Source organism: Flaviflexus ciconiae, assembly GCF_003971195.1.
In the GTDB taxonomy this organism is placed as follows: domain Bacteria; phylum Actinomycetota; class Actinomycetes; order Actinomycetales; family Actinomycetaceae; genus Flaviflexus; species Flaviflexus ciconiae.
On the sequence record NZ_CP034593.1, the window covers coordinates 1,485,168 to 1,498,783 of the forward strand.

1 protein-coding gene and 6 rRNA genes are annotated in these 13,616 nt (G+C 55.0%); 1 reads left to right on the top strand and 6 read right to left on the bottom strand.

Annotated elements, in window-relative coordinates; translation table 11 throughout:
* Nucleotides 1–78 precede the first annotated feature (78 nt).
* A complete protein-coding gene (locus EJ997_RS06555) occupies nt 79–1,023 on the top strand; it encodes an acetamidase/formamidase family protein (RefSeq protein WP_126703852.1) in 945 nt (314 codons plus the stop codon).
* 96 nt (nt 1,024–1,119) lie between these two features.
* On the opposite strand, the gene rrf (EJ997_RS06560) is transcribed toward EJ997_RS06555, so the two are convergent.
* The 6 genes from rrf (EJ997_RS06560) to EJ997_RS06585 form a co-directional block, all read right to left on the bottom strand.
* Nucleotides 1,120–1,236: ribosomal RNA gene (gene rrf, locus EJ997_RS06560) — 5S ribosomal RNA — on the bottom strand.
* Nucleotides 1,237–1,383: 147 nt separating this feature from the next.
* Nucleotides 1,384–4,474, bottom strand: a 23S ribosomal RNA gene (locus EJ997_RS06565).
* A 344-nt stretch (nt 4,475–4,818) separates the two neighbouring features.
* Nucleotides 4,819–6,350 (bottom strand): 16S ribosomal RNA (locus EJ997_RS06570).
* Nucleotides 6,351–8,330: 1,980 nt separating this feature from the next.
* Nucleotides 8,331–8,447, bottom strand: a 5S ribosomal RNA gene (rrf, locus tag EJ997_RS06575).
* Between the two features lie 147 nt (nt 8,448–8,594).
* Nucleotides 8,595–11,686 (bottom strand): 23S ribosomal RNA (locus EJ997_RS06580).
* 344 nt (nt 11,687–12,030) lie between these two features.
* Nucleotides 12,031–13,562, bottom strand: a 16S ribosomal RNA gene (locus EJ997_RS06585).
* The 16S, 23S and 5S rRNA genes sit together here, the layout of an rRNA operon.
* Between the last annotated feature and the right edge of the window lie 54 nt (nt 13,563–13,616).

The window sequence follows — 13,616 nt, forward strand, 5'->3', positions numbered from 1 at the left end:
CACACGACTCGGACACCCCGAACGGATTCATCTATAGGGTGGGAAGAAAAACGTGTTCACGTATTGAAGGGATGAGAAGTGACCACTCATTATCTAAGCAAGGACAATGGGACCAACGGTTTCCATACGCACCTACATCCTGAGCTTCGAATCGCACCGGGAACGGGAGAGAAGATCACGTTCGAAACGGACGATGAAGCGTATAGGCAAATGCACGAGTTTAAGGCGATGGACAAGGTAACAGCGACCATTAACCCGCTGACCGGCCCCGTCTATGTGGAAGGTGCCCAGCCCGGCGACGTTCTTGCAGTTACCATTCACGACATCAGCTTCCCTTCGAAGGTTGCCTGGTCCGTTTACCTGCCCGGCGCAGGAGCTCTAGCGAGGCCGATGGGAAATGAGTTCTACACACGAGAAATCGGCCTCACCGACACGCATGCACAGCTCACAGACAAGGTCTCCGTGCCAATCGAACCAATGATTGGATGCATCGGCGTTGCCGCCGCCGACGTCACCATGTCAACGGTTATGCCCTCCTACCCAACGGGCGGGAACATGGATCTTCCCGATGTCACGATAGGCTCCACCGTCTACCTTCCAATTGAAGTTAAGGGAGCGCTCCTCTACCTCGGCGACCTGCACGCAGTCATGTCCCGCGGCGAATCATCCTTCGTGGCTATCGAAGCTGCCGGCGAGGCAACCGTTTCTATCGACCTCATTAAAGAGTCCTCTGGCTCAATCATGCGTCTCCGTGCTCCAAGGGTAGAAACCGCCAGCGAAATCATTACGGTCGGACTTGGTGACCCCGTCCAGAACTCCATCATCATGGCCTACGAATCCCTGTTCGACATCCTGACCACGGATCATGGACTCACGAACGAAGACGCCTACACGATTATGTCCGCCTCAGCCCATACGGAGCTGGGAGGCCCAACAGGCTCCCGAAATCCGGATCCCCTGCACCCCTTCCGAGCTATCGGTGCCGTGACCCTCGCACGCATCGAGAAGCAGTACCTCACCTAACTCTGCAGCGCTTCACATCAGCACCCGCGCAAACCAGAACAAAGGGATAAACAAGTAAGGCCCAGGACTGAGTCCTGGGCCTTACTAATGAATAAATGGCGGCGGTGTCCTACTCTCCCACACCCTCCCGAGTGCAGTACCATCGGCGCTGGTGGGCTTAGCTTCCGGGTTCGGAATGAGACCGGGCGTTTCCCCACCGCTATAGCCACCGCCAAAAACACGGAGTAACAACAGCTTTAAACCATATTTGATTATAGGTTACGTCACCCCACGCGTGTGGGTTGGATGGTAACCGTACAGTAGACGCGAACACAGCAGTAGTGCTTACTCGTTAAATCTTTTCACCAAGTGTTTTATGGTGTTGTGTAATCTTTTGGCCAATTAGTACCAGTCAGCTCCACACCTTACAGTGCTTCCACATCTGGCCTATCAACCCCATAGTCTTTAGGGGGCCTACACCAACCCGAAGGTTGGATGGAAACCTCATCTTGAAGCAGGCTTCCCGCTTAGATGCTTTCAGCGGTTATCCCTTCCGAACGTAGCCAACCAGCCATGCACCTGGCGGTACAACTGGCACACCAGAGGTTCGTCCGTCCCGGTCCTCTCGTACTAAGGACAGCCCTTCTCAAGTTTCCAACGCGCGCAGCGGATAGGGACCGAACTGTCTCACGACGTTCTGAACCCAGCTCGCGTACCGCTTTAATGGGCGAACAGCCCAACCCTTGGGACCTACTCCAGCCCCAGGATGCGACGAGCCGACATCGAGGTGCCAAACCATGCCGTCGATATGAACTCTTGGGCAGGATCAGCCTGTTATCCCCGGGGTACCTTTTATCCGTTGAGCGACGGCGCTTCCACAAGCCACCGCCGGATCACTAGTTCCTGCTTTCGCACCTGCTCGACCTGTCAGTCTCACAGTCAAGCTCCCTTGTACACTTGCACTCGCCACCTGATTACCAACCAGGCTGAGGGAACCTTTGAGCGCCTCCGTTACCATTTAGGAGGCAACCGCCCCAGTTAAACTACCCACCAGGCACTGTCCCTGAACCAGATCATGGTCCAAAGTTAGATGTGCAATACGACCAGAGTGGTATTTCAACAACGACTCCACACCCACTAGCGTGAATGCTTCACAGTCTCCCACCTATCCTACACAAGCCGCACCGAACACCAATACCAAGCTATAGTAAAGGTCCCGGGGTCTTTCCGTCCTGCTGCGCGTAACGAGCATCTTTACTCGTCGTGCAATTTCGCCGAGTTCGTGGTCGAGACAGCGGAGAAGTCGTTACGCCATTCGTGCAGGTCGGAACTTACCCGACAAGGAATTTCGCTACCTTAGGATGGTTATAGTTACCACCGCCGTTTACTGGGGCTTAAATTCCCAGCTTCACCCACCACAAAAGTGAGTTAACCAGTCCTCTTAACCTTCCAGCACCGGGCAGGCGTCAGTCCGTATACATCGTCTTACGACTTCGCACGGACCTGTGTTTTTGATAAACAGTCGCTTCTCCCTGGTCTCTGCGACCCTCACCCCTAGCCAGAAAATGGCTTCAAGGTTCAGGTCCCCCTTCTCCCAAAGTTACGGGGGCATTTTGCCGAGTTCCTTAACCACGATTCTCTCGAACGCCTTAGTATTCTCTACCTGACTACCTGTGTCGGTTTCGGGTACGGGCGGCTCAAACCTCACGTCGAGGCTTTTCTCGGCAGTACAGGATCACCCTACTTCCCCCAATAAAGGGGTCATCATCAGACCTCACCCTCCATGTTCCCCGGATTTACCTAGGAAACGGGCTGCGTCCTTAAACGTGCCAAGCCATAAGACACGCGGTGGCTACCTCTCTGCGTCACCCCTGTTAATACGCTTGCCTACCGTAAGATCAGGTCCCACGCGCACCACCACCACACCCCGAAGGGCCTGATAGTGGTTTGGATGGTTAGTATCCCTCACCTCAGCATTGGACGGTTTTTCGCCGGTCACCAGAATATCAACTGGTTGTCCATCGACTACGCCTGTCGGCCTCGCCTTAGGTCCCGACTAACCCAGGGCGGATTAACCTGGCCCTGGAACCCTTAGTCATTCGGCGGACGGGTTTCTCACCCGTCTTTCGCTACTCATGCCTGCATTCTCACTCGTCACCATTCCACCAACGCTCACGCCCTGGCTTCACCACAATGACGACGCTCCCCTACCCAACACTCAACAAAGTGTTGCCATGGTTTCGGCGGTGTACTTTAGCCCCGCTACATTGTCGGCGCACAATCACTTGACCAGTGAGCTATTACGCACTCTTTCAAGGGTGGCTGCTTCTAAGCCAACCTCCTGGTTGTCACTGCAACTGCACATCCTTTCCCACTTAGCACACGCTTAGGGGCCTTAACCGATGGTCTGGGCTGTTTCCCTCTCGACTACGAAGCTTATCCCCCGCAGTCTCACTGCCACGCAAACGTAACCGGCATTCGGAGTTTGGCTGACGTCAGTAACCCGGTGGGGCCCATCAGCCATCCAGTAGCTCTACCTCCAGCACGCTACACGCAACGCTGCACCTAAATGCATTTCGGGGAGAACCAGCTATCACGGAGTTTGATTGGCCTTTCACCCCTACCCACAGGTCATCCCCTCCTTTTTCAACAGAAGTGGGTTCGGGCCTCCACACGCTCTTACACGTGCTTCACCCTGCCCATGGGTAGATCACCCCGCTTCGGGTCTAGAGCATGCGACTCAAACGCCCTATTCAGACTCGCTTTCGCTACGGCTACCCCACACGGGTTAACCTCGCCACATGCCACTAACTCGCAGGCTCATTCTTCAAAAGGCACGCCATCACCCCAACAAAGGAGGCTCTGACGGATTGTAGGCGCCCGGTTTCAGGTACTATTTCACTCCCCTCCCGGGGTACTTTTCACCATTCCCTCACGGTACTATCCACTATCGGTCACTAGGGAGTATTCAGGCTTACAAAGTGGTCTTTGCAGATTCACACGAGATTCCACGAGCCCCGTGCTACTTGGGAGACGCATAAGAACACATGCTGCAGTTTCATCTACCGGGCTCTCACCGTCTACGGCCCTGTTTCCCACCAGGTTCAACTACCACAACACACGACTCTCGACCCCTTTACGGAGGGCCATAACACGATCCCACAACACCGCATGCGCAACGCCCGTAAGCTCTCACACACACACGGTTTAGCCATCATCCGCTTTCGCTCACCACTACTCACGGAATATCTCTTCCTACGGGTACTAAGATGTTTCACTTCCCCGCGTTCCCCCCACACACCCTATACATTCAGGTGCGGGTAACCCACCATAACGTGGGCCAGGTTTCCCCATTCGGACACCCTCGGATCACAGCTCGTTTGCCAACTCCCGAGGCTTATCGCAGGCTACAACGTCCTTCTTCGGCTCCCAGTGCCAAGGCATCCACCGAACGCCCCTACAAAATTACACAACAAAACACATCATTAAAAAACTCTTCGATTCACACAAACCAAAGATGCTCGCGTCCACTATACAGTTACCAAACAACCCACCCACACCACACAAACAACCAAAAAAATTGTTTCCATGACAGAGCAACCAGGGCTGCTAACCCCAAACCCCAACAGCATGCCGTTCAATGAAAAACTTTCCCATACCAAATCTTTGCAGAAAATCTTTGCCTCGTAGCCTGCACTCCAGCAGCAGACCAATCGCTATCCCATCGGCAGGAACATCGCCACCACCCCACACCCACACACCAACAAACAGTGCATGTTACAAGCATCAAGTGGATTTCGGGAAAAAACTCCCTAGAAAGGAGGTGATCCAGCCGCACCTTCCGGTACGGCTACCTTGTTACGACTTCGTCCCAATCGCCAGCCCCACCTTCGACCGCTCCCCCCAAAAAGGTTAGGCCACGGGCTTCGGGTGTTGCCAACTTTCGTGACGTGACGGGCGGTGTGTACAAGGCCCGGGAACGTATTCACCGCAGCGTTGCTGATCTGCGATTACTAGCGACTCCGACTTCATGGGGTCGAGTTGCAGACCCCAATCCGAACTGAGACCGGCTTTAAGGGATTCGCTCCGCCTTACGACATCGCAACCCTCTGTACCGGCCATTGTAGCATGCGTGAAGCCCAAGACATAAGGGGCATGATGATTTGACGTCGTCCCCACCTTCCTCCGAGTTAACCCCGGCAGTCTCTCGTGAGTCCCCACCACAACATGCTGGCAACACGAGACAAGGGTTGCGCTCGTTGCGGGACTTAACCCAACATCTCACGACACGAGCTGACGACAACCATGCACCACCTGTACACCACCCCGAAGGCTGCCCCATCTCTGGAACATCGCAGTGTATGTCAAGCCTTGGTAAGGTTCTTCGCGTTGCATCGAATTAATCCGCATGCTCCGCCGCTTGTGCGGGCCCCCGTCAATTCCTTTGAGTTTTAGCCTTGCGGCCGTACTCCCCAGGCGGGGCACTTAATGCGTTAGCTACGGCGCAGAACCAAAGGCCCCACACCTAGTGCCCAACGTTTACGGCATGGACTACCAGGGTATCTAATCCTGTTCGCTCCCCATGCTTTCGCTCCTCAGCGTCAGTAATAGCCCAGAGACCTGCCTTCGCCATCGGTGTTCCTCCTGATATCTGCGCATTCCACCGCTACACCAGGAATTCCAGTCTCCCCTACTACACTCAAGCCTGCCCGTACCCACTGCAAGCGCGGAGTTAAGCCCCGCGTTTTCACAGCAGACGCGACAAGCCGCCTACGAGCTCTTTACGCCCAATAATTCCGGACAACGCTCGCGCCCTACGTATTACCGCGGCTGCTGGCACGTAGTTAGCCGGCGCTTCTTATACAGGTACCCTCAACCACACAAAAATATGGCCTTGTTCCCCATCGAAAGAGGTTTACAACCCGAAAGCCGTCATCCCTCACGCGGCGTCGCTGCATCAAGCTTGCGCCCATTGTGCAATATTCCCCACTGCTGCCTCCCGTAGGAGTCTGGGCCGTATCTCAGTCCCAGTGTGGCCGGTCACCCTCTCAGGCCGGCTACCCGTCGACGCCTTGGTAGGCCACTACCCCACCAACAAGCTGATAGGCCGCGAGCCCATCCCCCACCAAAAAAATCTTTCCCACAACCACCATGCGGCGGAAGCAGAATATCCGGTATTAGACCCAGTTTCCCAAGCTTATCCCGAAGAAGGGGGCAGGTTACTCACGTGTTACTCACCCGTTCGCCACTAATCCACCAACAGCAAGCTGCCAGCTTCATCGTTCGACTTGCATGTGTTAAGCACGCCGCCAGCGTTCGTCCTGAGCCAGGATCAAACTCTCCGCAAAAAACATTGCATCAAGCCAGAAACGACTCTCAAAAAACAAAACAAAAAAATCAACAAAAAATACAAAAAACAATCAAAAAACGACACACTATTGAGATTCAAAACAAGCAACCCACAAACGTTCATCATCCGTTAAGACGACCCCCGCCGGAGCAACCTCTCCATCCTACCAACCCCACCAGGAAAATCAAGCCCAAACCATGTGATCCAAACCATCATCCCCCACCAGAACCCAAAGAACCAGAGGCATTCCCCCGACCAACGCCGGAAGCAACCTCATAAATCTAGGCCCCCAACCAACCCACCGTCAAATTCCTCGACAGTGACCCTCCACACCGATCCAGGTCACACCCCATTAAACCCGTGTTTACCTGCAGAAACGCAGATTCGCGCTCCCCCACTAAGCTAATTTTCGGCCACAAAACGCTCCGGGCGACAACGCAAGGGCAACTGGTCTCAGTTGTCCTCTGTTAGCTGGGAGCTCGAGGAAAGTGTCCCACAGCACGCATTGGCATGTCACCGCAAGCCCCGACTTGTCCCGGCATTCATCTTGCAGACGGTCTTCCTTACTGCCGCATGCGATCCGTCTGGCATAGGCAAACCCATTATTACTCCCTGGGAGACTGTTGCCTTGAGGCTCCGCACGCCGCCCTGACCAAGACACCCGCCCGAAACGTGGGACAGATCTCCCCGCAATGACGCAACTTGTTGTTCGCTACAGCTATGCCGGCCGTGCGCTACGACTCTGATCGCACGGTAGCTGGCACTCTCCCGAGCACTGAAGATGCGTCTTTGCCATGAGGCGACCGTGGGGACGCGGCAGCTGATGCCCCGTCCATGCGCGACAGGCAAGAAAGTTCTTCGCTGCCACCCTTCAATCGCAACCGGGCCAACCCTTCCAGTCGCCGACGGCAGTGCCGGTAACCGTGCTGGGCGAACTCGCAGGCAAGTATGTACTGAGCGTCAACATCCCACCCAGCTCAAAGAATACGGTGCCCCCCTATGCGGAACCGGATCCAACTTCTAAGGAGTATCGTCACGCCTCGCGGACTGAATGGATCCTGCGGTAGAGCGCTGCGATGATCGTGCGTCTAGCTCTAACGCGGCTGTCCCACCGTTAAGCACACGACGTCAGACGATGATCCGGAAGCAAACAGTGACATCTGAAGCTGGAGCTCGGTGAGGATGATCCAGCACTGACAGATAGCTGTTCCCCTTCTCAGCTACGGCACTGCGCTGAACTGGCAGATCCGACCAGATGCTCGCAGATCACTAGTAGCTCCCTCCCTTGTGAGCAAACGACGACTGTTCACTGCATCTTGCGCCGATCAAACAGCGAACCGAAGACGCGGTGGACCATACTCCAACAAGAGACGATTTGGCCTAAGCAGCAGTTCCCCCGATTCCCGGCGACTACAGCCGGCAACAAACCACCATCAACAAGACAGGTAATGCAGCTTATCCGCCACACGAATCCTCCTCATCTTGCGATCGACGGATCCTGGAACTTCAGAGGCACGCGCGCAACGGCAATCCTCCAGCCATCCTGAACCGGCGATCATGACGACACACTGCTGGCAACAGAGCATCACGCGAGTTCGAAGCCCCAACGCCACTCGCTGGGAGGGGGCCGTCACCTCATCAGTAACGCGCACCCGATCCAGAGCTGCACTACATGTCACTGCTGCACATTCCGGACAGGTGACTTCTTCGCCCACCAGCCCTTCAACCTCTATCCGCCCACAAGTTATTGGCCCCTTGAATATGCGTTCCAACTACACATCGCTACGGCATGACACGTTCCTCGCAAATGCCGCCCGCTTCCCGACATCCAGCAGTTGCGACAGTCATGTAGACGCAGCATCGAACCAAACGATGGCCTCCGCGCTGAGACCCCCGCAGGGAGCAAAAATTCCTGGCATACTTCCGGGTACGCGAAGAGGGCCCCGCACGAATGCGGGGCCCTCAACCGTAAATATAATGGCGGCGGTGTCCTACTCTCCCACACCCTCCCGAGTGCAGTACCATCGGCGCTGGTGGGCTTAGCTTCCGGGTTCGGAATGAGACCGGGCGTTTCCCCACCGCTATAGCCACCGCCAAAAACACGGAGTAACAACAGCTTTAAACCATATTTGATTATAGGTTACGTCACCCCACGCGTGTGGGTTGGATGGTAACCGTACAGTAGACGCGAACACAGCAGTAGTGCTTACTCGTTAAATCTTTTCACCAAGTGTTTTATGGTGTTGTGTAATCTTTTGGCCAATTAGTACCAGTCAGCTCCACACCTTACAGTGCTTCCACATCTGGCCTATCAACCCCATAGTCTTTAGGGGGCCTACACCAACCCGAAGGTTGGATGGAAACCTCATCTTGAAGCAGGCTTCCCGCTTAGATGCTTTCAGCGGTTATCCCTTCCGAACGTAGCCAACCAGCCATGCACCTGGCGGTACAACTGGCACACCAGAGGTTCGTCCGTCCCGGTCCTCTCGTACTAAGGACAGCCCTTCTCAAGTTTCCAACGCGCGCAGCGGATAGGGACCGAACTGTCTCACGACGTTCTGAACCCAGCTCGCGTACCGCTTTAATGGGCGAACAGCCCAACCCTTGGGACCTACTCCAGCCCCAGGATGCGACGAGCCGACATCGAGGTGCCAAACCATGCCGTCGATATGAACTCTTGGGCAGGATCAGCCTGTTATCCCCGGGGTACCTTTTATCCGTTGAGCGACGGCGCTTCCACAAGCCACCGCCGGATCACTAGTTCCTGCTTTCGCACCTGCTCGACCTGTCAGTCTCACAGTCAAGCTCCCTTGTACACTTGCACTCGCCACCTGATTACCAACCAGGCTGAGGGAACCTTTGAGCGCCTCCGTTACCATTTAGGAGGCAACCGCCCCAGTTAAACTACCCACCAGGCACTGTCCCTGAACCAGATCATGGTCCAAAGTTAGATGTGCAATACGACCAGAGTGGTATTTCAACAACGACTCCACACCCACTAGCGTGAATGCTTCACAGTCTCCCACCTATCCTACACAAGCCGCACCGAACACCAATACCAAGCTATAGTAAAGGTCCCGGGGTCTTTCCGTCCTGCTGCGCGTAACGAGCATCTTTACTCGTCGTGCAATTTCGCCGAGTTCGTGGTCGAGACAGCGGAGAAGTCGTTACGCCATTCGTGCAGGTCGGAACTTACCCGACAAGGAATTTCGCTACCTTAGGATGGTTATAGTTACCACCGCCGTTTACTGGGGCTTAAATTCCCAGCTTCACCCACCACAAAAGTGAGTTAACCAGTCCTCTTAACCTTCCAGCACCGGGCAGGCGTCAGTCCGTATACATCGTCTTACGACTTCGCACGGACCTGTGTTTTTGATAAACAGTCGCTTCTCCCTGGTCTCTGCGACCCTCACCCCTAGCCAGAAAATGGCTTCAAGGTTCAGGTCCCCCTTCTCCCAAAGTTACGGGGGCATTTTGCCGAGTTCCTTAACCACGATTCTCTCGAACGCCTTAGTATTCTCTACCTGACTACCTGTGTCGGTTTCGGGTACGGGCGGCTCAAACCTCACGTCGAGGCTTTTCTCGGCAGTACAGGATCACCCTACTTCCCCCAATAAAGGGGTCATCATCAGACCTCACCCTCCATGTTCCCCGGATTTACCTAGGAAACGGGCTGCGTCCTTAAACGTGCCAAGCCATAAGACACGCGGTGGCTACCTCTCTGCGTCACCCCTGTTAATACGCTTGCCTACCGTAAGATCAGGTCCCACGCGCACCACCACCACACCCCGAAGGGCCTGATAGTGGTTTGGATGGTTAGTATCCCTCACCTCAGCATTGGACGGTTTTTCGCCGGTCACCAGAATATCAACTGGTTGTCCATCGACTACGCCTGTCGGCCTCGCCTTAGGTCCCGACTAACCCAGGGCGGATTAACCTGGCCCTGGAACCCTTAGTCATTCGGCGGACGGGTTTCTCACCCGTCTTTCGCTACTCATGCCTGCATTCTCACTCGTCACCATTCCACCAACGCTCACGCCCTGGCTTCACCACAATGACGACGCTCCCCTACCCAACACTCAACAAAGTGTTGCCATGGTTTCGGCGGTGTACTTTAGCCCCGCTACATTGTCGGCGCACAATCACTTGACCAGTGAGCTATTACGCACTCTTTCAAGGGTGGCTGCTTCTAAGCCAACCTCCTGGTTGTCACTGCAACTGCACATCCTTTCCCACTTAGCACACGCTTAGGGGCCTTAACCGATGGTCTGGGCTGTTTCCCTCTCGACTACGAAGCTTATCCCCCGCAGTCTCACTGCCACGCAAACGTAACCGGCATTCGGAGTTTGGCTGACGTCAGTAACCCGGTGGGGCCCATCAGCCATCCAGTAGCTCTACCTCCAGCACGCTACACGCAACGCTGCACCTAAATGCATTTCGGGGAGAACCAGCTATCACGGAGTTTGATTGGCCTTTCACCCCTACCCACAGGTCATCCCCTCCTTTTTCAACAGAAGTGGGTTCGGGCCTCCACACGCTCTTACACGTGCTTCACCCTGCCCATGGGTAGATCACCCCGCTTCGGGTCTAGAGCATGCGACTCAAACGCCCTATTCAGACTCGCTTTCGCTACGGCTACCCCACACGGGTTAACCTCGCCACATGCCACTAACTCGCAGGCTCATTCTTCAAAAGGCACGCCATCACCCCAACAAAGGAGGCTCTGACGGATTGTAGGCGCCCGGTTTCAGGTACTATTTCACTCCCCTCCCGGGGTACTTTTCACCATTCCCTCACGGTACTATCCACTATCGGTCACTAGGGAGTATTCAGGCTTACAAAGTGGTCTTTGCAGATTCACACGAGATTCCACGAGCCCCGTGCTACTTGGGAGACGCATAAGAACACATGCTGCAGTTTCATCTACCGGGCTCTCACCGTCTACGGCCCTGTTTCCCACCAGGTTCAACTACCACAACACACGACTCTCGACCCCTTTACGGAGGGCCATAACACGATCCCACAACACCGCATGCGCAACGCCCGTAAGCTCTCACACACACACGGTTTAGCCATCATCCGCTTTCGCTCACCACTACTCACGGAATATCTCTTCCTACGGGTACTAAGATGTTTCACTTCCCCGCGTTCCCCCCACACACCCTATACATTCAGGTGCGGGTAACCCACCATAACGTGGGCCAGGTTTCCCCATTCGGACACCCTCGGATCACAGCTCGTTTGCCAACTCCCCGAGGCTTATCGCAGGCTACAACGTCCTTCTTCGGCTCCCAGTGCCAAGGCATCCACCGAACGCCCCTACAAAATTACACAACAAAACACATCATTAAAAAACTCTTCGATTCACACAAACCAAAGATGCTCGCGTCCACTATACAGTTACCAAACAACCCACCCACACCACACAAACAACCAAAAAAATTGTTTCCATGACAGAGCAACCAGGGCTGCTAACCCCAAACCCCAACAGCATGCCGTTCAATGAAAAACTTTCCCATACCAAATCTTTGCAGAAAATCTTTGCCTCGTAGCCTGCACTCCAGCAGCAGACCAATCGCTATCCCATCGGCAGGAACATCGCCACCACCCCACACCCACACACCAACAAACAGTGCATGTTACAAGCATCAAGTGGATTTCGGGAAAAAACTCCCTAGAAAGGAGGTGATCCAGCCGCACCTTCCGGTACGGCTACCTTGTTACGACTTCGTCCCAATCGCCAGCCCCACCTTCGACCGCTCCCCCCAAAAAGGTTAGGCCACGGGCTTCGGGTGTTGCCAACTTTCGTGACGTGACGGGCGGTGTGTACAAGGCCCGGGAACGTATTCACCGCAGCGTTGCTGATCTGCGATTACTAGCGACTCCGACTTCATGGGGTCGAGTTGCAGACCCCAATCCGAACTGAGACCGGCTTTAAGGGATTCGCTCCGCCTTACGACATCGCAACCCTCTGTACCGGCCATTGTAGCATGCGTGAAGCCCAAGACATAAGGGGCATGATGATTTGACGTCGTCCCCACCTTCCTCCGAGTTAACCCCGGCAGTCTCTCGTGAGTCCCCACCACAACATGCTGGCAACACGAGACAAGGGTTGCGCTCGTTGCGGGACTTAACCCAACATCTCACGACACGAGCTGACGACAACCATGCACCACCTGTACACCACCCCGAAGGCTGCCCCATCTCTGGAACATCGCAGTGTATGTCAAGCCTTGGTAAGGTTCTTCGCGTTGCATCGAATTAATCCGCATGCTCCGCCGCTTGTGCGGGCCCCCGTCAATTCCTTTGAGTTTTAGCCTTGCGGCCGTACTCCCCAGGCGGGGCACTTAATGCGTTAGCTACGGCGCAGAACCAAAGGCCCCACACCTAGTGCCCAACGTTTACGGCATGGACTACCAGGGTATCTAATCCTGTTCGCTCCCCATGCTTTCGCTCCTCAGCGTCAGTAATAGCCCAGAGACCTGCCTTCGCCATCGGTGTTCCTCCTGATATCTGCGCATTCCACCGCTACACCAGGAATTCCAGTCTCCCCTACTACACTCAAGCCTGCCCGTACCCACTGCAAGCGCGGAGTTAAGCCCCGCGTTTTCACAGCAGACGCGACAAGCCGCCTACGAGCTCTTTACGCCCAATAATTCCGGACAACGCTCGCGCCCTACGTATTACCGCGGCTGCTGGCACGTAGTTAGCCGGCGCTTCTTATACAGGTACCCTCAACCACACAAAAATATGGCCTTGTTCCCCATCGAAAGAGGTTTACAACCCGAAAGCCGTCATCCCTCACGCGGCGTCGCTGCATCAAGCTTGCGCCCATTGTGCAATATTCCCCACTGCTGCCTCCCGTAGGAGTCTGGGCCGTATCTCAGTCCCAGTGTGGCCGGTCACCCTCTCAGGCCGGCTACCCGTCGACGCCTTGGTAGGCCACTACCCCACCAACAAGCTGATAGGCCGCGAGCCCATCCCCCACCAAAAAAATCTTTCCCACAACCACCATGCGGCAATCGCAGAATATCCGGTATTAGACCCAGTTTCCCAAGCTTATCCCGAAGAAGGGGGCAGGTTACTCACGTGTTACTCACCCGTTCGCCACTAATCCACCAACAGCAAGCTGCCAGCTTCATCGTTCGACTTGCATGTGTTAAGCACGCCGCCAGCGTTCGTCCTGAGCCAGGATCAAACTCTCCGCAAAAAACATTGCATCAAGCCAGAAACGACTCTCAAAAAAACAAAACAAAAAAATCAA